The organism is Dysgonomonas sp. (assembly GCF_035323175.1).
Taxonomy (GTDB): domain Bacteria; phylum Bacteroidota; class Bacteroidia; order Bacteroidales; family Dysgonomonadaceae; genus Dysgonomonas.
The window spans coordinates 84,403-108,866 of record NZ_DAOKYH010000006.1; the positions used below are offsets into that span (position 1 = coordinate 84,403).

A 24,464-nucleotide genomic window follows, 5' to 3' on the forward strand; every position below is an offset into this window, starting at 1 on the left:
GACAAAAGCATATCTAATTTTTCTTATTTGTCGTAGCTTTCTTTTACTAAAGGACAATTTAATAAATAGTCAAGGCTTTTCTTTACACTTTCTTCAGGAGTAAAGCTGTATTGCTCTACTTCTACCACAAGATGTTTAACTCCTGCAGCATCAGTATTGTTGAAGATGGCGTCAAAGCCTACCATACCACTTTGTCCAAGTTCTCTGTTGTCTTTGATATGCAGTAAAGTGAAACGGTTTTTATATTTATTGAAATAATCTACAGGGCTTTTTCCTCCTCTTACTACCCAGTATACATCCATTTCGAAGAATACATATTCAGGGTTTGTGTTTTCTAGCATGTAGTCGTACATAAGCTTATCTTCGATCTTATTTTTCAGTTCGAAGTCGTGATTGTGATAGCCAAAGAGCATGCCGTTTTCTTTACATCTCTTGCCTATTTCGTTATAGTACTCACAATATGTTTGTAAGTCTTTCAATGTTTTAGGTGTATCCATCCATGGAGTTACAATGTATTTCATTCCTGCTGCTTTGTGTGCTGCAATACATTGATCCCACCATTTAAGCGCTTCTGTAAAATCTTTAGAAGCCAGTTCTTTTTCTGTAAGGCCTTTTCCTGTATGAGAAGAAAGCACTTTCATTCCGGCTTTTTCTATGCTTGCCTTAAATTCTTCAGGTGTTTTTCCATAGAATTTTCCGTCTGCATAGTTGGCAGCCTCTACCGATGTGAATCCCATTTCTCCGGCTTTCTTGATTGTTGCATCGTAGTCTTTAGCAATATCGTCTCTCAACGAGTACAATTGTAGAGAAATATCTTTCTTTACAGGTGCAGCTTGTTGCTGAGTTGCATCTGCTTTTGGATTGCAAGAAGCTAACATAAGGAGAGTAGTAGCTATAATAATTGATACTTTCATGATAATGTAAGATTATTTAAAAGCCAAATCCAAGAAGGGGCAAGCCCTTCAAGGATTTGGAAGATATTTTAATAGAAAAAACTAGTTATTAGTCAAGGATTTTGATTCTGATATTACGGAACCAAACATCATCGCTATGATCTTGAAGACCAATATATCCTTCTCTATTAGGTCCACCACAGTTGTTTAGCAGTTCGAATGCCAAAGGCCATTTTTCTTCGCTGAATTTGCTTGCTTGAAGCATTTCTGTCCATTGTGGAGTCCATAGGTGATATTCAACTACGTTTTCGCCATTTTGTCCATGAACCACAGTTCCTTTGTAAACCATGACTTTCGCTTTGTTCCATTCACCAAAAGGTTTGGAATTTTGTGGTTTAGCAGGAATCATATCATACAATGACATTGATTGACGATTGTTGTCTTTACCCAATTTTGCATCAGGGTGATTTGCGTTGTCTAATACTTGAGCTTCAGGAGCTGAAATATAGATAGGTTCCATTCTTAACTCTCCTGTTTTAGGATCCTTTGTTTGAACCTCTTGTGCCAGATAGAAAATACCGGAGTTGCTTCCTTTAGCCACTTTCCATTCTAGTTCCAGTTCAAAATTTTTGAACTTGTGAGCAAAGATAATGTCGCCACCGTCTTTTTCCTGAGCTTCACCTTTACCAGAACCAGTAAATTTCAGAGCTCCGTTATCTATACTCCATTTTCCAGGTAGGACGTCTTTTCCGTATCCTCTCCATCCTTCAGTAGATTTGCCATCGAAGATAACGATATAACCGTCTTTATCTTTTTTGAATTTAGACAAGTCTACTTGAGGTTTGTCTAATACAGTATATTCAGGTTTCATTGCTTCAGTTGTTTTTGTTGAATCAGTATCAGTCCCTTTTTTCTCAGCATTCTTAGCCCCACCGCCACAAGCAATAAATGCTCCGGCAATCATGCAACAGCTTAATGAATAGATAATTTTTTTCATCTTTATTTTGATTTTTAAATTAAAACAATATTACTTAGTTATGGCATATCAGGCAACTTCCATCCCTGACGATATGTATGCTTGATCAGTTCATTTGCAAACTCCTGAGCATTGATAGGATCAGTCCAGATCTTATTGAACTTAGGGTCGCCGTCAACGATCTTGAAGTCATCTTTAACTAATATCTTAATTTGTTCGTTAGGATCGATATTTGTGAACTTCATGTTGTCTCCATCCCAATGCAATTCCTTATTCAAGGTCTGCAAACGAATAGCCAATACTCCCATTACTACCATTTCGTTGAATGGGCCTGCTTCGCTGAAATCGGATTTAGTTATTACACGACTGGAAGCATCTTCCTTACAAGCGCGTACCCAATCCATTTCGTGAGATGTTTCTACACGGCGTTGTGTTTTAGGCGCTTTCGGAACACGACCCGACAACAACCAAGGGTTCACTCCGTAGCATCCGCAAATCAGTGTATCTTTTGTTCCATGGAAGATAACCAATCCACCGCCTTCGCCCATTAATTGTTTTCCTTGAGGGAAACCTTTTGGACGATCCGGCATCATACCGCCATCATACCAATGTACTTCCACTTCAGGCATACCCACTTTCGGCATATTATCGCGAGCAGGGAATGTCAATTTAACGTGTTGTGCTTGTGGTGCGCAATCCTGCAACAACAAGGTAGATGAACCTTGTACTTTAGTAGGGTAGCCCAAATTCAAGCCTTTGAATACCGGGTGCATGATGTGACAAGCCATATCGCCTAATGCACCTGTACCATAATCCCACCAGCCACGCCAGTTCCAAGGAGTATATAATGCATTATAAGGGCGTACTTTTGCAGGACCTGAAAATAAGTCCCAATTTAGGGTACTTGGTATTTTGTCTACTTTTTCAGGGGCATTCAGTCCCTGTGGCCAAATAGGGCGGTCGGTAGCACATTCAACTTTTGTTACTTCGCCTATCTCGCCATTGGCAATCCATTCGCAAACGAGGTTAACGCCTTCACCCGATGAGCCTTGGTTACCCATTTGAGTAGCGACTTTATGTTTTTTAGCCAACTTAGTTAGCAAGCGTGATTCATAAACTGTATGAGTAAGCGGTTTTTGACAGTACACATGTTTGCCCATTGTCATTGCATCGGCAGAAACGATAGCATGTGTATGGTCTGCTGTTGCTACTATTACCGCATCAATGGATTTACCCATTTCGTCGTACATCTTACGGAAGTCCCAATATTTTTTAGCATTTGGGAATCTTTCAAATACACCTTTCGCATATTTCCAGTCTACGTCACATAGTCCGACTATGTTTTCTGTAGCTTCCACAGCTTTGATATTAGCATGTCCCATGCCGCCAATACCAACAGCAGCAATATTCAATTTGTCACTCGGAGCTACATGCCCAAAGTTTTTCCCCAATACAGTGCTTGGGATGATCGTCAGTCCAATAGCGGCTTTTGCTCCTGTTGAGAGGAACTTTCTTCTCGAAATGTCTGATGCCATAATTTTTTTTTGTTTTTTGGTTAATATTGTTTTTAGATTTAATGGTATATTTTAGTTTTCACTTTTCACTGCTAAATTGTAAATATATTAATTTATTTCGCCTCTTACTATTTCCTCTTTGTCTTTATCCCAATACATTGTACGACCTTCCAGATATGCACGAGTTCCCATGTGTGCTGTAATGGCTTCGTCGAAAGCAGCATCGATACCACAAGAAGTTTTCTTATTGTTGTCGCGGATACACTCCAGCCATTCTCTGATATGAAGGAATGTTGTATCATATCGCTTTCCTCCCAGATACGAATATAACAGACCACGTTGTGCAAAATACAACTCGGTGGCAGAAGTTACTGCGTCTACATTGCTTTTGCCCGGAACGTATGTATAGAAAGGTACATCGGGTTTGATGATTCCTTTTTCAATCTTCTCCTTGTATCTTGTAGATCCACTATCTACTTTAACGGTTAGCGTATCTCCGACTTCCATCGATGCATCGTGCCCCATGATTACTTTTCCCCTATTGCGGTTGCTGGCTAATGTTGCACTATATAGCATTGTCATATTTTTATCAGGGAATTCGAATGTTGTTTGCAGCACATCCGGAACGGTTCTTCCATCCTTGAAGAAATAAACACCACCGGAAGAAGTTGCAGAATGAGGAATGCCCACGCCCATCAATTGGTTTACAGCATCGTACTCGTGTGTAAGCAAGTCTCCACTTAGTCCTGTACTGTAATCCCACCAGCAACGCCAACGGAAGAAACGTTCGAGGCTAAACTTATCTCTAGCATCCGGACCTACATATTTGGCAAGATTATGCGCTGTCATATAGTCCATATACTCTTTCACTCTTTCAGGATCACCCTCAAATTGTTTCCAGTCAACTGTCTGTGGGTTTGCTGTAGGATGGATATCATAAACCCAAGCTCCGTTAGGATCATTACGGTTTGTACAAACTTCTATAAGCGTAACAGGGCCAAGTAGTCCTTTGTCTAATATCTCTTTAGCTTTATGATAGCTGTCTACCTGTCTGCCCTGATGTCCTAGCTGAAAAACTACGCCGGTCTGTTTAATAACCTCTCTTATCATGTACGTTTCGGGTACAGTCCACGAAAGGGGTTTTTCTACATACACATGTTTTCCTGCTTTTGCTGCATCCATAGCCATTGTGCTATGCCAGTGATCGGGTGTAGCAATAATAACAGCGTCGATGTCGTCGGCTGCAAGCATTTCCTGATAGTGACGATATCGTTTTGGAGCAGGTCCGAGTTTACCGCCTACACCTTCCCTGTTTATATTTGATCCGGCTGCAATACCTTCTTCGGCAAATGTATCGAATATGTCGCACACGCCTGTTAAGACGATATTGAGGTTTTCTTGTTCTCTAAATAGTTGGTATCTAGTATCCTTTTTGTCTTTTTTTGAAGAGTCAATCAGCTTTTGGAGAGATTCTGGGGTTGCAAATCCTGCAGCTCTTAACAATTGTTTCCCTCTGATGCCGCAACCAATAATCCCTAATCGAATCTGTTTTCCATTTGGCTGTAGTTCGGGGATAGTTGCTGTTTCTTTACTTAATTTAAAGACGTCGCTCACATCGTGCATCGTCTTATCATATTTTTGCTTCTTATAAACACCATAGGCTAAAGCTCCCAATACAGGAACTGTAGCTAATGCCTTCAATGCTTCTCGTCTGCCTTGTGATTCGGGCAGTTGACTGTCGTTAGACTGAGCGTTGTTATCTTTATTTGGCTCTGGAACTATCTTATCTTCGGATGTCATGTTTGTTAAGCTGTTTTGCGTTTTAATAATCTTGAAATGTATCGGTCAAATCCGATAATGTGCGAGGTAGGGAAATATATTAATACCATCAATGCTCCTATCTCTATCAGGTTCTTGTCTATCCATAGATAAGAGCCTTCGGTTGGCATCATAGAATTTGCGCCTATATAAGGTATGTGAGACAAATAGTATAGGCTAAGAAAAACGATACCTCCGATAGATGCATAACGCGAAAAGCAACCAAGTATAAGTCCGAGTCCGACAAGTGTTAATCCGTAGATATTAACATAGTTCGAAAAGGCTAGAAATTCTGCGTTTTCGGCAATACTGTGGAAGAAGTCTGCCATAAATCCTCGTGAATCCATAAGGTAAGGATAAGCAGTCCAACTTGAACTAAAGAGTTTTACAAGACCTTCGTATAAAAAATGCCAGCCAATCAGTAATCTGAGTATTACCAGCCAGAGGGTCTGAGGGCGCGAATAAGATGTTAGTTTATTCATGGGTTAGTAAATAATAAGTTCTGTCTTTTTCAAGAAAGTTAAAATATAGATTGTTTAATTGTTCATATAATTTATAAAAAGCTGAGCATTTTTCTTGTTGTCTTGAGCCTATTTTGTCAATGACAAACAAGACGGCTTTAAGTTTTTGTTAATGAGTGCTATAATGTGCAATCACGGTAGCATTTATTCAATCCTAAAAAGTAAATGAAAATGCGGAATAAAGCTAGGAATATTTTAAATAAGTAAATCTCTCATTACTGTTAAAAAAAGTTGGTATTTATAATAAATTGTATAACAATAGTAAATCTCTTAGAGCAAAAATCTTTTTTTATTCAAAATAATGTAATAAAACAAACGCGTATTTGTGACAATTTAATATTATATGCTATCTGCAGGATAAATTATCTCCAATTGTTTCCTTATTTCATCAATAATTTCTATTGTAATTAATGAATTTTCAAGGCTATTGATTGTAGATTCTCTTTCATTTTTTTGAATCAGGTCAATGAATTCTGCGACTTCAAAATAATACTCATGTGTAGGATTGGGAGTACTTATTATAGTTTCCTCTCCTCCTCGTTTTTTTAGTGTTACTTTGTTTATGATATTTATCCGGTCGGCAGTTATTGTACCCTCTTCTCCCTGTATCTCTGTTGGTAGGCTCGAATCTGCTATTTTGGAATACATGATTGTTGCATCCATGCCTTCATATTCAAAATTAACACTTCCTTGTCCATCGGCTCCTGTAAACAGTTTAAGGCCTGTAGCACTAATTTTTTTAGGTCGCCCGAATAAGACTACCATCGGATATATGGTATATACGCCCAAATCCATTACTGCTCCGTTAGATAATGACGGGTCGAAAGCATTTAATATAACGCCTTCTTTTAGTTTGTCGTACCGAGAGGAGTATTGGCAATAGCAAGAAAAATATTTACGTATTGTTCCTATTTCTTTTAGGTTGTCTTTTATTACAGAGAAGTTTGGGGTCATTGTCGGCTTCATTGCTTCCATTAGCCTTACATTATACTTCTCGGCTGCCGCTATCATGGCTTTTACTTCATTCGCATTCGATGCAAATGGTTTTTCACAAAATACGTGTTTGCCATGTTGCATACACAAAATGCTTTGTGAAGCATGTAGCGAATTCGGTGATGCAATATATACCGCGTCTATCAAATTGCTCGAAACCATATCTTCAAGAGAAGTGAACGTATGGGGAACGTTGTGCTTTTTCGCAAATTCATCTGCACGTTCTTGTGTACGGGAATAGATTGCTGTAAGTTCGAAACGATGGTCAAGTCTCGCCGCTTCCAGAACTTTGTCTACTATAAAATTTGTGCCTATAACTCCGAAGCGGACTTTAAATGAGCCATTTTCCAACGATTCCATATATAATATATTTATAGAAAGACAAAGGTAAATATTTATTATTTAAGGAACTAGATAAAAATATTTCATTTGTTCTTAAAATGTTGCTTAATTAAAGATTTTTAGAGACTTTGAGGGCATTTAGTTGTCATTTTATCGATTATTATCTCTGTAGTGCAAACAGAGACGGATGCACTACAGAGATTTTAATTTTTAATATCCGGGATTCTGCTTCAATAAGTTGTTCGCTCCTATCAGACTATAGTGAATAGGGAATCTATTCAGGTCTGTATTGTTAGTTGCTTTATGATCCCACCAATTTTCTGTTACATAGGCATCCCAACGTACTAAATCGGTTCGTCTTCTGCCTTCTGCCAAAAATTCTAATTGCCATTCATCCAGCATGCGGTATTTATCCAGTTTAGAGCCCGTTACAGGGTCAGGGTCGTTGCCATTTGCAAAATAGCGTTTTCGTACGGTGTTGATCAGTTCGGCTGCACCATCTTTGTCTCCTGCTCGCATTTTGCATTCTGCCAATGTATAATAAATTTCTGCAAGACGAATTACAGGAACGTCCGGATCGAATTTGCGGTTTTTCTCACTCTGATTAGGACGTGGGCTACGTTTAGTAACACGCACACAAGAAGCTTCTTCTGCTGTGGCAATTGTAGATGGAAGTGACTCCAATGTCGGATATTCTGCCGATCCAACTTTTGCAAAATAAGCAACCTGATCTCTTACTACAAGTGTTTTTCCGCTGTATTCACGGCTCCCTGTACATGTCCAGCTTGGATTTGTTGGATTTACAAGTTCTCCTACAATAAACATTCCACGATACTTGCCGGCTCCTTCGTATACATATAGTTGTTTGCGAATGTCGTTATCATTGAACTTGGCATAAGCACCACCCAATTTGTAAGAATATTTTTTACCTGTCGGATCGAGGCTTGGTATTAGTCCAATACCGTTATTAGAGCCTGAGCCTTCTAATCCTCCCAAATAATTCTTGTAGTTGTAAGGTACCATATAGCTCCAATACATACCGTCAGTTTCGAGCTTAGCATTCTCACTTGGTACAGACCAAATAATTTCGGGACTAGTTTCGTTATCGAATCCGAATATATTTGTCCAGTCTGTATCCAATTTGTATTTGCCGTATTTTCCGTCAATGATATCCTGGCAGATTGTTGCTGCTTCTGAATACTTTTCTTCGCCGATATATGATTTGGCGTTAAAATAAAGACGAGCCAGTAAAGCTGCTCCGGCAGCCCGATTGATACTTCCGTTTTCCAATCCGCCAAGCTCTTCTTTTACAGGAAGATTAGGAATAGCTTCTTTGAGTAATTTCTCTATAAAGTCGAAAGTCTCTTTATCAGTAGAACGTCCTTTTACTTCACTCTGTGTAGTGGTATATAGAGGTACTCCTCCAAAGAAATCCAGACCATCCAGATAAAAAGAGGCTACAAGTGCCTTTTGCTGATTTAACATCGATTCTCGTGTGCCTTCAGCAAATCCCAAAGCATCGAAGTTTACTTTTTCTAAATCTTCGAGAGCATCCCATGCGAGAGCCACTCCCATAGCAAAGTTAGTCCATCCTGTTTCTATAAAAGCCATGTCCTCAGTGTATTCATGGTGATGGAATTTTTGATACAGGGCTCCATTATACCAGTCGCTACCACGTGTAGGCAAGCAAAATTCATCGGTACCCAATTCTTGCAACATCCAGCGAGGCTCATTGTTGGCAATATACCAGCGCCAATGTGTAAATGGACGGTTGAAACGTTCCCAAACAGCTTCCTGAGAGGTGTAGAATGTCTCAGGAACTACCTGTGAATAAAATGTAGGTTCTACGCTACACGAAGTAATTGCGAATAGACAAATCGTAATTCCGATTAAGACGGAATTATATATTTTAAACTTTTTCATCTTTTGTGTATGTTTAGAAATTTAACTGAAGACCTAATGTATAAGTGCGCGTTGTAGGATAAAAATCATCTCTTGACCAGAATTTTTCCGTACCACCTTCCCATCCTGTGATATTCACTTGGGGGTTCATGCCGCTATAGCCGGTAATGGTGCAAACATTACCTACGGTTCCGTATATGCGTAGGCGGTCTATCAGTTTCGTATATTTCTTCATAGAAAGGGTATACCCGAGTGTGATCGCATCTATCTTTAAGAATGTACCGTCTTCGAGATAATAGTCACAGATTTGTTTTTCCCCTTTAATATGGTTGAATTCGCCATATGCTGATTTTAATACATTCGTATTTCCCTGCCCTTGAATTCCGAAGTACATGTTTAGGGCATTGTATACATCAAAGTCGATCCAGCTTCGCAGACTGATTCCCATGTCGAGATTTTTATACTGCAAGGTGTGTCTCCATCCCAGGATGAGCTTAGGTGTATAATTTCCGATGTATTGTTTATCATTTTCGGTTTTTTCGGATGCCGGTATTATTTTTCCTTCTTTGTTGTAGAGTAAGAATTTTCCATCATCGTCGAATCCTGCAAACTTCCAAAGATAGAACGCACCTATTGTAGAACCTTCTTCTATGCGTGCTGCATCTCCCGGGCTACCCGGGGCAGGAAAACCATTCCCGTTGTAATATGTATTATTCCCCCAAAGTGTAAGAATCTTACCCGAGTTGTGACCTAGGTTGAGGTTGCTGTTCCATGTGAAATCTTTAGTACGGATGATGTCTCCGCCAATTTCAAACTCCCATCCTTTACTCTCCATACTACCTATGTTTTGGTACTGAGAACCTTGTGTGAATGGTGGTTGAGGAACTTTAACGCTGTAGATAAGGTTGTCGATCTTACGTCTGTAATAATCGAATTTACCATATAGGCGACCATCGAAAAGCGAATAATCCAAACCGAAATTCCATTCTTTCTTTTCTTCCCATCCCAGATTTGGATTTATATTTTGGGTTTTACCAAATGAGTATGCCCATGTTCCGTCAGGAAGCATCCAGTACGCATCAGAGCCCAGCATATCTGCCATATAAGAAGAGCTGAAGTCGTTATTTCCTGTTACTCCATAACCAACCCGGACTTTGAGGTCATCTATCCAGCTTATATTCTTCATAAACTTTTCACCCGAGATGCGCCATCCACCCGATAAAGACCAGAAATCGGCCCAGCGGTTGTCTGCGGCAAACTTTGATGAACCTTCGTGTCTTAGTGAAGCCTGTAATAGATACTTGTTTTGATACGAATAATTGGCACGTGCAAATACAGAGAATAAACGTTCTGTGATATCCTTGCCTGAACTCATTCCGGCTTTGCCATCACTCAGATACGATCCGGCACCGATATTCCAAAATTTTATTCCATCTACATCAAAATCGTAATTGGAAACACTGAATCCCTCACCGTTTTTCTCAAAATAAGAATACCCGGCCACAGCATTTAGTACATGTCCGCCATCAAATTCTTTGATGTAAGTTGCGAAACCTTCGGAAGTAAGATTTTCTGTTTTGTCGAAAGTGAGGGTTGCGGCTCCTCTTCGTCTGTCTTCTATCTCTTCTCGGTGATAGCGCGATTTGTAGAAATGGTATTCCCACTGGCGGTTTTCATATCCTATTACTTGCTGAAATGACAGGCCGGGTATAGGTTTTATATTCAATTTGAAAGTAGCTTCGGGCTTGAACCATTTGTCCAGTCCTTCGTAAGTACTCAGGTTAGCATCAGCTAAAACGTTATAGTCCAGTGTTTCGTTGGTCCATACATTGTAGCCTGTTTCGTTATCAGGGTCGTAAGGAGATCTGGTTGGGTTGTTGCGCATCGCCTGCTGGAAGTTTGGATAGTTGTTATTGCGCATCGCCTGACGATAATCTACGCTCGGTCTGATTTCGAGCCATCCATCAAGAACTTTAAAGTTGGCGTTAAATCTTCCTCCGTAATCCTGACGTTCATCTTTGATTGAAATTCCCTGATTTTTTTCATAAAAAAAGGAAGAATATATCTGAGCATTCTCTGTTCCGGCTTCGAGAGAAAGATGGTGCTTCTGTGAAAAGTTATCATCGTTGATAAGCTCTTTCCACCAATTTGTATCTGTACCATAATCTGTGCCGATCTTATGCTCTGCATATTCTCTTCCTGTTAGCATCTTTGGAGCTCCGTAATTTTGTTTCTTTGTCATTTCGGTCGAATAAGTCATTTTCACCTTACCGCTTGTGTTCGATCCACTTTTGGTAGTAATGAGTATTACACCCGATGCAGCACGTGTTCCATAAATAGCTCCGGCAGAGGCATCTTTAAGGACATCGATAGTCAAGATATCGTCTTGCGAGAGTGAGCGTATATCTCCCCCCGGAAACCCATCGATAACGATAAGAGGCGACTTTCCTGAGTTTATAGAAGTCATCCCTCGCAGCTGGAATGTAGTTCCTGCATTTGCACTACCGATATTGTTCATAATAAGTCCACTAACTCTACCTTGTAAAGCGGAGGATACGTCCGATCCGCCTACTCCTGTCATCAGGTCTTTTGCTGATATGGATGTTACCGAACTGGTTACTTGCTTCTTCTCTAATGTACCATATCCAATTACGACTACCTCATCCAGTGTTTTGGTGTCTTCTTGTAGCTGTACGTTAAAAGATGTTTGTCCGGCTACGGATATTTCTTTCGATATATATCCTACAAATGAAATAAGCAAAGTAGCATTTTCGGGCACGTTGTCCAATCTGGCTATTCCATCGATATCTGTGATATTTCCATTTGTAGTTCCTTTTACCGCTACATTGGCGCCAACTACAGGGCCAATATTGTCGCTTACTGTTACTGTTACTGTTACTGTTACTGTTTTACCTTTTTGCAAAGGTGCTGTTTCGTGCACTATGGCTTTATTCGTATCGTTTCGGTCGGAGGCCTGAAGGTTGTATGGGCATAATGTGATTCCTGCTATTGTAAAAGTTAATAAGGAAAACATTTTGAATGATCTGATAGGCCGGGTATTAAATTTTTGTTGTGTCTTCATCAATTTTAAGTAAAATTGTTAATAATCGACTTTAAATTTTGGGATTTTGATTAAGGTGTGGTGTGATTTTGGTTTTAGGCTTTTGAATACTATGTTTTCATGGCGGGCATCTCCTTAAAAATGTTTAATATTTGGGCTTACTCTGTTAAATAGGATTTTCAGCATACTCCTTTTAACAAAACAATCATTAAAGATTGTTGAAATGCAAATCTAAACAATTTTCTTTAACAACAATCATTAATGATAGTTTAAATATGGACAAGGAAATCCTCAAAAGGAAAATTGGTCTGAAAATCAGGAGTATAAGGGAGGGTAAAAACTTATCCATAATGGATTTGGCAGATATGCTGGATATAGAATATAATAATCTGATACGAATAGAAAAAGGGCGTACAAATCCAACAATAATAACATTGTATAAGATAGGTCAGGCATTAAATGTTAAATTGCCTGAAATAGTAGATGTAGATTAAGCAGACAAACTAAAATCTCTGGGCGATTTTATATTGTTGCTTGTTAGTGTTTTATGAAAATGTCGATTTTTTCATACGGATAACCATTTTATCAAACTCATAAAAGCATACCATGTTTGAGGTATAAATATACCACATCAAGGGGATTTCATACCTAATTTGCTCATTATACTTTTGTGATAGATATTATCTGTTTTTAACAAATAAATATCTAATATATCTATAAAGATTGTTTGAGTTAAATTATAAAAAGGTTATGCTAAATTTTAGAAAATTAAAGTTACTGTTATTATTTACTGTTCTTACTTTATTTGTTTCCGCACAAACAGGCGACATATACACGATAAAAGGACATGTAACAGATGCTGGAGGTACAGACCTGCCCGGGGTGACAATACAAGTGAAGGGTAATGCTCAGTCGGGAACCCTGACGGATATAGATGGTCATTACTCCATATCAGTGAAAAAAAACGAAATTCTGATATTCTCATATTTAGGATTTGAAACACATCAGGTTGAAGTATTATCGAATAAACCAATCGATGTAGTTTTGAAAGAAAATAGTACCGAACTGGATGAAGTAGTAGTGACTTCGTTAAATATCCCTCGCGAAAAAAAGGCTTTGGGTTATGCCGTACAAGCCGTATCGGGGAAAGCTCTGGAGACAAGGCCAACCAATGCATTGAGTGCCCTTTCGGGGAAAATATCGGGTTTGCAAGTTATATCTAGTGGAGGAAATATGGGAGGATCTTCTCGTGTAACGCTGCGTGGTATAAATTCTATTACAGGAAATAATCAGCCATTGTATATTATCGACGGAGTACCTCTCGATAATACCGACATGAATACCTCTTCTACAATTAATGGTAGTGCAGGAAAAGATGTTGGAAGTACAATACAGGATATAAATCCGGACGATATAGCAGATATAAATGTATTGAAAGGCCCTTCGGCTGCAGCTCTTTATGGAACACGTGCTGCAAATGGTGTGATACTGATAACAACAAAAAAAGGCAGCAGTAATACAGATCGTTTAGATATTCAAGTAAATACGGGTATCGAGCTTGAAAATGTAGTTAGACTGCCCAAACGTCAGAAATTATATGGTGGGGGATATAGTACTTCGTTCCAGAAAGTAGCGATAGACGGAAAAGAATACAATGTGGTAGATTATGCGGCTGATGAGAGCTGGGGTCCAAAGCTTGATGGGACACCTGTATTACACTGGTATAATCTCGATCCTGAGTATGCCAATGATTATCTGAATCCTGAGCCTTGGGTTTATCCAAAGAATGATGTTACAGACTTTTTTCGTACCGGAGTGTCGAATACAAATAATATAGCGTTTTCAAAGAATTCATCAAGTAGTGCTTTTCGTGTATCATTTACCAATAAGAATGTAAAAGGTACAGTTCCCAATTCTTCGTTGAGCAGAAATGCAGTGAATATATCGGGGAGTACAAAAGGGGATCTGGTTTCATTCTTCGGAAATGTAAACTATATAAATAATAAATCTACAGGTCGTCCGTGGACAGGAGCTTCGAACCGTAATATTATCCTCGAAGCATATCAATGGGGACAAGTGCAGGTAGATTATAAGAGACTCAGTGAATATAAACGTGCCGATGGTACGCCTCGTGCATGGAATCGTACAAGCTGGGAAAATACAACAGCTGCCGAGAAAACAAAATATATAGATAATCCTTATTGGTCAGCCTACGAAAGTTATCTGAAAGAGAACAGAGACAGGTTGTATGGTAATATAGGTTTAGTGATTACCCCGACTAAATGGTTGAGTCTGACAGGACGTATAAATGGTGATGTGTATCAATACAATTCGCAAGATCGTATTGCATATTACTCTCGTTCGCAGTCGATGTATCAGGAATATTCCCAAAAGTTTGATGAGTTTAATTATGAATTCTTGGCAACATCGAATAACCGTTGGGGTGATCACTCTTTAATCGCTAACCTTGGTGCGAATTATATGAGACGTAACAGACGAGTAAGCGATATACAAACATCGGGTGGGCTTATGATTCCGGCATATTATAGCTTGAATAACGCTTCCTCTGTCATTATAAACCCGTCTACAGGTCTTTACAAAAAAGCAATATCATCAGTATACGGAAGTGTTTCGTATGGATGGAAAAGTATGTTGTACTTAGATGGTACTATCCGTAACGACTGGTCTTCGACCTTACCTACAGATAATAATTCGTTCTTGTACCCATCTCTTACATCATCTTTTGTATTCACAGAGCTTCCGGTATTTAAAGATCAGAACTGGCTGTCATTCGGTAAAGTCCGTTTGGGCTGGGCAGAAGTTGGTAATGATACTGATCCTTATCAGTTGTATAAGACTTATGAGGCTTTGAATGCATTTGACGGAAATATATCTTATACTTTATCAGATAAATTAAATAATCCTAATCTAAAGCCTGAGATTACATCATCTTGGGAGGCAGGATTGCAATTGCAATTATTTAATAATCTGATCGGATTGGATGTTACTTATTACAACAATAATAGCCGTAATCAGATCATACAATTACCTACATCAGATGCTTTTGGATATAGTTATAAACTGATCAATGCAGGGAAGATAAACAATAAAGGTATAGAAGCTACACTGACCGTAAATCCGATCCGTCAAAAGGATTGGGACTGGACAGCAATTGCAAACTTCTCAAAAAACAGTAATAAAATTATCAAATTGTCGGATGCAGTTAATACATTACAATTGAGTAATACTTTGGTTTCGCTTGTCGCACAAGAAGGTGAGAGTTACGGACAGATAAAAGGCTATGATTTTGTATATGCACCTGATGGAAAGAAGGTCGTAAATAGTGATGGCGTATATATGCGTACCGATCAGTTTGCTTCGCTTGGGAGCGTATTGCCTGATTTCTTATGGAGTTTCCAAAATCAGTTGAGATACAAAGACTTTACATTCGGATTCCTGATCGATTCCCGTGTTGGTGGTAAATTCTTCTCTCAGACTTACAAAGTGGGTATGTACTCAGGTATCTTAGAATCTACAGCAGCGAATAATATTCGTGAAGATGGTATTATACTTGATGGCGTTACCGGTAATGTTGTATTCAATGCCGATGGAACATATACTGTTTCTAATACAGCGACAAACGACAAGCGTGTAACTGCTCAGGCATGGGCACAGAATCAGTATAACGGGCCAACAGCATATACCGTTTTTGATGCTACATTTATTAAGCTTCGAGAGTTAACTCTTGGATATACATTCAATCTTCCAAAATGGAAAGTTAAGAGTATAAACGTAACGGCTTATGCCCGCAACTTATGGAATATTTACACCAAGAGCAAGGATATTGACCCCGAACTAACCAATAGTAGTGGCAATGTACAAGGTATAGAAGGCGGTAACCTACCTACTCCTGTAACCTACGGTATAAATCTTGGTTTCAAATTTTAAAATAAACTATCTGTATGAAAATTAATAAACTATATATATTAGGCTTATTTGCTTCAGTTTTATTGTCTTCTTGTGTTGATGATATAAATGAAGATCCCAACCGCCCAACATCAGTGCCAACCACCTCTTTGATCACTTCTGCTGAGAAATTGCTGGTTGATAATCTCCGTAGCGAACAGGCATCGTTGAGAGGTTCCATGTTGTTTGTTCAGTATTTTTCTCAAAATACATATACTACCCAATCGCGGTATGATATTCCTTTCAGTTATTCTGATGATTACTGGAAAGGGTTATATAAAACATTAAATAATCTGGAGGAGGTAGTAAAGTTGAATACTGATCCTTTAACAAAAGATGTGGCAACTGCTAATGGAGCAGGACGCAATGCTACTCAGATAGCGATAAGCCGTATATTGAAGTCGTATGCATTCTATGCTCTTACCGATGTGTTTGGGAATATCCCTTATCAATCTTACGGTAATAAAGATGAAGACTTTCAGGCATTACAACAAAATCCTGAGAATATAACTCCTAAGTATGCGTCGCAGGAGAAAATCTATGCGGACATATTGAATGAGCTGAAAGCAGCCGGAGATACATTGATCAAATATCAATCGGAAACAACTTTTGGCAAGGCTGATATTATTTATGCAGGTAGCAATCAGAAGTGGGCAAAGTTTGCAAACTCGCTGCGCCTACGCTTTTCTACACGCATAAAAGATAAGAATCAGGCTTTTTATCAAGAACATTTTCAGGATGCATTGAGTAAAGGTGTGTTTACAAGTAATGCTGATAATGCAGCATTCAAGTATTCTGCTACTTCGCCTAACGAAGCTCCTTTATATAGAGCTACGGTTACGGCCAATCGGAAAGACTTTGCGATATCTAATATCTTTGTGGATCTGCTTCAAGGGAAGAATGCAATTTTGCCCGTTTCAGATCCTCGTTTACCGCTATATGCCTTACCGGCAACAGCTACTAATACTTATGTAGGACTTCCTTATGGCTTAGCAAACGATCAGGCGGGTAAATTCGCAGCAACAGGAGTGAGTTTGCCGGGAGCGGTTATCAATGCGGCAAACTATGCTGAGGTATTGATGGAATACGCCGAAGTAAAGTTCCTAGTTTCAGAATATAATTCTTGGTCTCAGGCTGATTATTCATCAGGTGTTCGGGCTTCTCTCGAAAAGTGGGGAGTCTCAACCGACAATGTGAATACTTATTTGGAGTCTCTTCCTGCTGCTAGTAAAGAGAATGTTTTGACACAAAAGTATATCGCTCTTTATATGCAAGGTCTCGAATCATGGAGTGAATATCGCCGTACAGGCTATCCTTCATTCTTGGTAAAAGAAGGAGATGTTGTATTTCAAGGGACGATAGATGGCGCAGGAGTAACATATCGTTTCGATCCGTTGTTTGGAGATGGAGGTGTTCCTGGACGTTTATACTACCCTACTAAGGAACAGAATGTGAATAAAGCCAACTATCAAGAAGCTCTGTCTGCACAGGGTAATGATAAAATAGAAACAAAATTGTGGGTGTTTAAAAAGTAGTTTGTAGCTTTACATCAAACAAAAGCATAATAAAGATATGAAGAAATATTTAATAATGATGGCTGCTGCATTTGTACTAATGTCTTGTAATAAGGCGTCGGAACATAAGCTGACAGACGGAAAATGGAGAGGTGAATTCTCTATTTCAGATCAGAAATTTCCATTCTTGTTTGACGTCGAAGGTTCTGCAACAGACTCAACAACCGTGTATCTGATAAACGGGGCAGAGCGTGTTCCACTCAAAGGTGTGGTTTACTCCAACGATACGGTAACTATTCCAATATTGGCTTATGATGCTGTATTAACAGGTAAAATAGCCAATGGTAAATTTGAAGGGAAATTCAAAAAGCTATTTATAGATAACGATGAAGGTGTGTCTTTTTCGGCAGAAAAAAGTGATGCTCCGCGTTTTGAAGTTGCGGACAAAGCTATAGAGATTTCTCTTGCGGGCAAATGGGATATCCAGTTTATAGGACAAAAAGGAGATACTGCTCACAATGTAGGGATTTTCAGTCAGGATAAAAATATTCTTACCGGCTCTATTCTGACCAATGCAGGAGACCTTCGTTATCTCGAAGGAGCTTTGACAAACGATGGCTTTCAGTTTTCTGCATTTGCGGGTCTTAGCCCATATCTGATAAAAGGAAAGTTTGAAGGAAATGATAGTTTTACAGGGGAATTCTATACCACACGAGGTGTAACAAAACTTGTTGGTAAGCGCAATGCCGAAGCTACTCTTGCCGATCCATATAGTTTAGCTTATATGAAGAAAGGAGAGGATCGCCTCAATTTCACATTCCCTAATGTAGAAGGTCAGAAAGTCTCTTTATCCGACTCTCGTTACAAAGGCAAGGTGGTAATTGTATCCATCCTTGGCAGTTGGTGTCCGAATTGCTTGGACGAAATGGAATACCTATCTCCATGGTATAAAGAAAACAGTAAGAGAGGCGTTGAAATCATCGGGTTGGCATTTGAGCGTAAAGATGATCCGGAATATGTAAAGACTGTGCTCTCCCGCTTGGTAAAGCGTTACAATGTAGATTATGAAATCCTGTTTGCAGGCAAGCTGGGTGATGATGCTACTGCTAAGGCTCTTCCGCAGGTGAGTAAAATAATGGGTTATCCTACTACTATCTTTATCGATAAGAAAGGAATTGTAAGAAAGATACACACTGGATTCAATGGTCCTGCTACCGGGCTGTTTTATGAGGAGTTTAAACAAGACTTCAATAAAGTAGTAGACGATTTGCTGGCAGAGAAATAAAAAAACTATAAAAGATCGGCTAAAGGAAGATAATATGAACTCCTTTAGCCGTTTTTTTATATATCTGCCTTATTCTTATTTTTAGGCTTCATCCCAAACAAAGGCCTTATGATAGAATAGCGTCTTATCCCAAATTCGTATATCACCCATGTGATAGTAAATGTACCTATCACCATGATTGAGAACTTAGGAAAGAACCCTATATTGACATACTTCAGATAATATCCCAGAGCAATGATAATTGTTTGATGCAGGATATAAAATGGATATACAGCTTCGTTTCCGTATGCCACTATTTTACTTGGTTTGTTGAGATATATAGCGGCATAGCCAATCAACGTTAAAATCCACGACCAGGCATTAAAAACCTTCACCAAAGCTTGCACCTCGCCCTTGAAGGGAAAATCGCCGATCACATACCAAAGGCACATCAACAGAGGAAACCCAATAACACCACTAATCAGAAATTTCAGTCTGTTTTTAGTTACTGCATCCCAAAAAGAATCCTTCAATGAAATTAACAGATAACCAAAGAAAAAGAATGTACAATAATTAACAAGATTGTACCAGTCATTTATTAGCCCGTTTGTCTGCGGAAAGTAAGGTGCTAGAAATAACTGCCATAAGAAGAGTGGTATGATGAATATATAGAGTCCAAAAGCTTTTGATACGATGGCTTTCAGTTTTCTTATCAGCCATGCTTCGGGATGCTTCCGCAGATAAAGAAAAGCCGGAAGCATTACCATAGAGAATATCAGTAGGTAAAGTATAAACCATAGGTGATGCCACGATATATTCCCTTCGGGATATGATCCGATGAATGCTTCTTTAGGCCAGAAATCAAAATAGCTGCCGCTAAACTGCCCTTTGTCTAATCGTTCGAAATAAACTTGTGGTGGAACGACAAAGATCATACCTACGATAAGTGGAATTAGAAGCCTTTTGTGACGCTCTATCGCAAACTGGATAGCACTTCGCTTTGTCAGAGCATAGTAAGTTCCCATTCCTGATATTACAAAGAGCAAAGCCAACCGCCATTGGTTGAGAAAAAGCATCGGGAAAACAGTTCCTTCATATATCACTGAGTTTTTTATGTGAAAACTCCACGGAACGAAAAACATTCCCACATGGTAGAAAATCAATAGAGCAAAGGCGATTACTCGTAAACTGTCAATGTCATATCTGCGCATAGTTTGAGAAGATTAAGTATCAAATATTAGATTGTAATATGTTATATTAATAAGACAATCTTTCCAATTAAAAATCACATACTAAAGAGATTTTTATGAAGTTATTTTAACTTATTGATCTTGACAGTGCTGTAATGCAAATATTTACTTTACTATATTTTTTATCGGTTTTATATTAAACGACAAATTCTCAGTCCATAAACTCAAGTGATATTCTATTCAGAAAAGCTACAGTCTTGTGTATTTCCTTATACATAACGATATCGTCGTTTACGAAGGCTACTTCTTTGCGATACTCTTTCAGGAAGTTTTCGAGTATAGGTGATGTTTTTGCAGGACGGCGAAAATCTATTCCCTGAGCCGCATTCATTAATTCGATGGCGAGTATATGATTTAAGTTATCCATTACTTTGAATATCTTAATCGCAGCATTGGCTCCCATACTCACGTGGTCTTCTTGTCCATTGGATGAAACAATAGAGTCGCTTGATGCAGCATAACAATACATCTTATTCTGGCTAACCATCGAAGCCGAAGCATACTGAGGTATCATAAACCCCGAATTTACACCCGGATTAGCCACGAGAAATTCAGGTAGTCCTCGTAGTCCCATAATTAGTTGGGCTACACGTCTTTCCGAAATGTTTCCTAATTCGGCTAAGGCAATTGCCAAAAAATCGTACGAAATAGCGAGGGGTTGTCCGTGGAAGTTTCCTCCTGATATAATTTTATCCTCATCGGGGAAGATGGTCGGATTATCCGTTACTGAGTTTATCTCTGTCAACAGTACCGAAGCCACATATCTTATAGCGTCTTTTGTTGCTCCATGTACCTGAGGAATACATCTGAAAGAGTAAGGGTCTTGTACATGATCTTTTTCCCTGGCGATAAGCTCACTTCCCTCAAGTAGTTTTCTGAAATTATCGGCGGTTTCTATTTGTCCTTTATGCGGACGCATCTGGTGGAGGCAATCTAAAAACGGATCGAGGCAGCCGTCAAAAGCTTCGAGTGAAACGGCAGCTATTAAGTCCGCTTTTTTAGATAGTTTGAATGCTCTCAACATAGCGAATACGCCATTCGCACTCATAAACTGCGTTCCGTTCAGCAGTGCCAGCCCTTCTTTGCTCATCAGGCGGATTGGCTTCCATCCAAACTCATCGAGAACGCTCATCGCTTCACGTTTACGCCCCTGATAATAAACGTCGCCGACACCAATAAGGGGTAAGAATAGATTTGCCAGTGGCGCTAAATCGCCTGATGCACCCAGTGAACCACGATCGCAAACGATGGGAATAATATCATTATTGAAAAAGTCGATTATACGCTGAACAGTAATAACTTGTACTCCGCTATACCCCAATGATAAGGCATGAGCTTTGAGAAGCATCATCAACTTGACAATAACAGGAGAGATTTCTTCACCTACGCTGCAAGCATGCGATTTAACAAGGTTCTCCTGCAAACGTGTAAGCTCATCCGGAGATATGTTCTTGTTGCAGAGCGAACCGAAACCTGTGGTAATGCCATACATCGGTGTTTTTTGCGACTCTATTTTTTGATCCAGATAATCCCTGCACTTTTGTATACGTTCTTTAGCATCAGCAGCTAATTCTAGTTTAAGGTTTTTGTTGATTATTTGTTCAATGATCTCGAAGTCCAACTCTCCGGAACCGATATAATAGACATTCTTCATAAACTTATAGTATTTTACTTACTCTACTCAATAACTCCTGCTCTTTCATGATGGCTTCGCTCTCCAGGTAGTTTGCCTCCTGTGTCATTAGCGCTACATATTCTATGTCTTTGATTGAGGAAAGATTTATTTTTACATTCAATATAGCACTTATCGCAGCAGTGCGGGCTGTCATTATAGCTACACAGGCATCCGTTATAGCATTCTGATTGCCTTGGTCAGCTACCTGTGTTATGACATCCATTATGTCCACGGCTTTGCGTGCTACTTCCATTGGTATTTCTGCTGCAATTTTGGTTGCTTCCTGTATCTGATTGTTGCGTTCTGTTTTCTCTTCGTCTGTTTCTTTGGGGAGTTTGAATGCGGCGAAAACATTATTGTATGCTTCCGAATCGGCATCTATATCTTTCATAAAGCTTGCCCTATAGTTTTCTGTTATAGCGACAATTTTTTTCATCAATCCTTCTTTGTCTTCATACTTTTTTTTACCAATGGTAAGATTGGCTACCATTTCTGTCAATGCTGATGCTATTGCTGCATTTAATGCTGCAATGCTACCTCCTCCGGGTACAGGGTCATTTCCTGCTGTCTTTGCTAAAAAATCTTTAACTGATAGGTTTACTAGCATGGTACTACAATTTAAAAGGTTAAGAATTATGTAATTTCTTAAGAATATTATTTATGTCTGCTCGCACTCTATTCGGATAGCGTTTTTTATTATAAATGAATGGATTTTTCATTATTAATATGAGTTCTGTAAACTCTGAATCACTCAAGAAATAAATTTGTTTATGAAAATATTGTATAGCAGCATTCCGCACTCCTATTATTTTATTAGGGAATACAAATTTTGAGGCATAATATCTCAAGCACTCTTTTTGCGATGCGTAATCTTCTGTCAAAGATGTGAGTAATATTACTTCAGATGTCTTTGTGTGTAGGGGATACCAGCTTATGGAGATCACTTTCTCACATGCACACGGGGAATCATTTTTCTCTAACGTTTTATTTAAGAAATGCTCCCAAGCGTTGTTATCTAAAGCATCCGGATAGATTATATTGTATATCTCATAGAATCTATTTGGCAACTCCGGACTATTCTTAATATCATTTATATATATGCCTGTCTCTGCTTTATTTAGAATAAAGTATCCTCCCAGTTTGACAAAATAAAGCATACCAATAATGATAGTTATCGGAAAGATAAAAATTATTAGCAATATGTTTTTCTTTCTTTTTGTCATTTCCTTTTCCATTAGTATATGGAATGTCTCTTACCGGCAGTATGATAAAACATATTAAAACAAGAACCAAGATAGTTTTTATAATAGATTTTATTGTTTCTGCATAGTAAAACGCTTAATTGTTAAAAAGTAACAAAAGTAACAGTTTTTTGATGTTTTCGGTTGTTACTTTTTTATCCCTCTAACTTAATATAAAATACTCTATAATAGATAAATTTAAGCCCGAAAATTAATTGTTAATTAAAAATAACTCCATTTTTAATTGTTTTTTCTACAATATTCATTCCTATATGGTAAGGCAGAAACTTGTAAGAAGGATATTCCAATATCACTAAATCGCCTTGCTTGCCCACATCAATACTACCAATCTTGTCCGCTATTCCCAAAGCTGCCGCCCCGTTTATAGTGAGCGCAGTAACAGCTTCTTCGGGCGAAAGCTGCATATAAATGCATGCCAAAGCAAATAAAAGAGGTATGGAATTCGTAAAACTGCTTCCCGGATTGAGGTCTGTGGCTAAAGCGACAGCACAGCCCGTGTCTATCATATATCGGCCTCGTGCATAATCTTCTTTCAGAGAAAATGCGGTGCATGGCAATAAGGTAGCGACAGTATTGCTATTTGCTAAATCTGCAATTCCTTTGTCTGATGCCTGTAGCAGATGGTCTGCCGATAATGCACCTAATTCTACAGCCAGTTCAGCTCCACCGAGTGTCACGATCTCGTCTGCATGTATTTTTAGTTTAAAGCCAAGATTTTTTGCTGCTGTTAAGTATCTTCGTGATTGTTGTATGTCAAATACATTCTTTTCGCAAAATATGTCGCAGCACTCTGCCAGATTCTTGTCCTTTACTAAAGGTATCACTTCCTTTATCAGGTAGTCTAAGAAGGCATCTTCTCTGCCTTTATATTCCTCTGGTGTGGCGTGTGCTCCCATAAAAGTGCTTACGATATCTATAGGATGCTCTTCGTTCAGAGCTTTCATCACTTCAAGTTGTTTAAGCTCTGTCTCTTTGTCCATTCCATAACCGCTCTTACCTTCTACAGTGGTTACACCCATAGCGAACATTTTGTCGAGTCTTTTGCGCCCGGCTTCTTTCAGTTCTTCAAAAGAAGTATTGCGAGTTGCTGTCATTGTATTGTGGATACCTCCTCCACGCTCCATGATAGACATATAGCTGTCGCCACGCATACGCCATGAGAATTCTTCTTCACGATAGCCTCCGAAAACAAAATGTGTATGAGAGTCCACAAATCCGGGGAGTACAGCTTTTCCTGTAGCATCAATGATTGTATGTTCGGGAAAATCTGACAGCGGAGGGCAATTTGCACTTTTGCCAACGAATGTGATTATACCTCCTGTGACAATAATTGATCCGTTTTCGATGATCGATAGGTTAGACATTTCTCTTCCCTTCTTTGCCGAAAAGCCGGAACAAGTAACTAATTGTGCTGCATTTTTTATAATGATGTTTCCTTTTTTCATGTGTTATCCATTATTGTCATATTGAGTGTAACGAAACATCTCGACTCTATTGAGACAAAAGATTCTTC

The 24,464-nt window shown here is 38.9% G+C and carries 17 protein-coding genes; 4 read left to right on the forward strand and 13 right to left on the reverse strand.

Going from position 1 to position 24,464, the window contains the following annotated elements:
* Positions 1 to 23: 23 nt before the first annotated feature.
* From PKC55_RS09280 to PKC55_RS09315, 8 genes are all read right to left on the reverse strand, one after another.
* The gene (locus PKC55_RS09280; RefSeq protein ID WP_291030684.1) at positions 24 to 914 is read right to left on the reverse strand and encodes a sugar phosphate isomerase/epimerase family protein; all 891 of its coding nucleotides are present in this window, start codon (positions 912 to 914) and stop codon (positions 24 to 26) included.
* Positions 915 to 1,002: 88 nt separating this feature from the next.
* Positions 1,003 to 1,890 (reverse strand): 3-keto-disaccharide hydrolase, encoded by an 888-nt coding sequence (locus PKC55_RS09285; protein ID WP_135106617.1) that lies wholly within the window; start codon positions 1,888 to 1,890, stop codon positions 1,003 to 1,005.
* Positions 1,891 to 1,928: 38 nt separating this feature from the next.
* Entirely contained in the window at positions 1,929 to 3,404 is a 1,476-nt protein-coding gene (locus PKC55_RS09290; protein WP_324372790.1) for a glycoside 3-dehydrogenase, read from the reverse strand.
* Positions 3,405 to 3,491: 87 nt separating this feature from the next.
* Positions 3,492 to 5,183, reverse strand: a complete 1,692-nt coding sequence (locus tag PKC55_RS09295) for a Gfo/Idh/MocA family protein (protein ID WP_291124036.1) — start codon at positions 5,181 to 5,183, stop codon at positions 3,492 to 3,494.
* 5 nt (positions 5,184 to 5,188) lie between these two features.
* Positions 5,189 to 5,683, reverse strand: a complete 495-nt coding sequence (locus PKC55_RS09300) for a DoxX family protein (RefSeq protein WP_135106623.1) — start codon at positions 5,681 to 5,683, stop codon at positions 5,189 to 5,191.
* Between the two features lie 378 nt (positions 5,684 to 6,061).
* Positions 6,062 to 7,075 (reverse strand): Gfo/Idh/MocA family protein, encoded by a 1,014-nt coding sequence (locus PKC55_RS09305; protein ID WP_291124039.1) that lies wholly within the window; start codon positions 7,073 to 7,075, stop codon positions 6,062 to 6,064.
* A 192-nt stretch (positions 7,076 to 7,267) separates the two neighbouring features.
* Entirely contained in the window at positions 7,268 to 8,980 is a 1,713-nt protein-coding gene (locus tag PKC55_RS09310) for a RagB/SusD family nutrient uptake outer membrane protein (RefSeq protein WP_185146748.1), read from the reverse strand.
* A 13-nt stretch (positions 8,981 to 8,993) separates the two neighbouring features.
* Positions 8,994 to 12,041 carry a SusC/RagA family TonB-linked outer membrane protein gene (locus PKC55_RS09315; RefSeq protein ID WP_324372795.1) on the reverse strand — a complete coding sequence of 1,016 codons (3,048 nt, stop codon included), beginning with the start codon at positions 12,039 to 12,041 and terminating at the stop codon, positions 8,994 to 8,996.
* 254 nt (positions 12,042 to 12,295) lie between these two features.
* Between PKC55_RS09315 and PKC55_RS09320 the strand changes: the two genes are divergently transcribed.
* From PKC55_RS09320 to PKC55_RS09335, 4 genes are all read left to right on the forward strand, one after another.
* Positions 12,296 to 12,514, forward strand: a complete 219-nt coding sequence (locus PKC55_RS09320) for a helix-turn-helix domain-containing protein (RefSeq protein WP_135106629.1) — start codon at positions 12,296 to 12,298, stop codon at positions 12,512 to 12,514.
* A 256-nt stretch (positions 12,515 to 12,770) separates the two neighbouring features.
* Complete coding sequence (locus PKC55_RS09325; RefSeq protein WP_291124042.1) at positions 12,771 to 15,968, forward strand: SusC/RagA family TonB-linked outer membrane protein; 3,198 nt, start codon at positions 12,771 to 12,773, stop codon at positions 15,966 to 15,968.
* Between the two features lie 14 nt (positions 15,969 to 15,982).
* Complete coding sequence (locus PKC55_RS09330; RefSeq protein ID WP_291124044.1) at positions 15,983 to 17,521, forward strand: SusD/RagB family nutrient-binding outer membrane lipoprotein; 1,539 nt, start codon at positions 15,983 to 15,985, stop codon at positions 17,519 to 17,521.
* A 37-nt stretch (positions 17,522 to 17,558) separates the two neighbouring features.
* Entirely contained in the window at positions 17,559 to 18,785 is a 1,227-nt protein-coding gene (locus PKC55_RS09335; protein ID WP_291124046.1) for a TlpA disulfide reductase family protein, read from the forward strand.
* Between the two features lie 56 nt (positions 18,786 to 18,841).
* On the opposite strand, the gene PKC55_RS09340 is transcribed toward PKC55_RS09335, so the two are convergent.
* The 5 genes from PKC55_RS09340 to hutI form a co-directional block, all read right to left on the reverse strand.
* Complete coding sequence (locus PKC55_RS09340; RefSeq protein ID WP_291124048.1) at positions 18,842 to 19,975, reverse strand: acyltransferase family protein; 1,134 nt, start codon at positions 19,973 to 19,975, stop codon at positions 18,842 to 18,844.
* A 190-nt stretch (positions 19,976 to 20,165) separates the two neighbouring features.
* On the reverse strand, positions 20,166 to 21,668 hold the full coding sequence (gene hutH, locus PKC55_RS09345; RefSeq protein WP_324372798.1) for a histidine ammonia-lyase: 1,503 nt from the start codon (positions 21,666 to 21,668) through the stop codon (positions 20,166 to 20,168).
* Positions 21,669 to 21,672: 4 nt separating this feature from the next.
* On the reverse strand, positions 21,673 to 22,296 hold the full coding sequence (locus PKC55_RS09350; protein ID WP_291124054.1) for a cyclodeaminase/cyclohydrolase family protein: 624 nt from the start codon (positions 22,294 to 22,296) through the stop codon (positions 21,673 to 21,675).
* Positions 22,297 to 22,315: 19 nt separating this feature from the next.
* The gene (locus tag PKC55_RS09355; RefSeq protein ID WP_291124056.1) at positions 22,316 to 22,912 is read right to left on the reverse strand and encodes a transglycosylase domain-containing protein; all 597 of its coding nucleotides are present in this window, start codon (positions 22,910 to 22,912) and stop codon (positions 22,316 to 22,318) included.
* Positions 22,913 to 23,148: 236 nt separating this feature from the next.
* Positions 23,149 to 24,396, reverse strand: a complete 1,248-nt coding sequence (gene hutI / locus PKC55_RS09360; RefSeq protein WP_291124058.1) for an imidazolonepropionase — start codon at positions 24,394 to 24,396, stop codon at positions 23,149 to 23,151.
* Between the last annotated feature and the right edge of the window lie 68 nt (positions 24,397 to 24,464).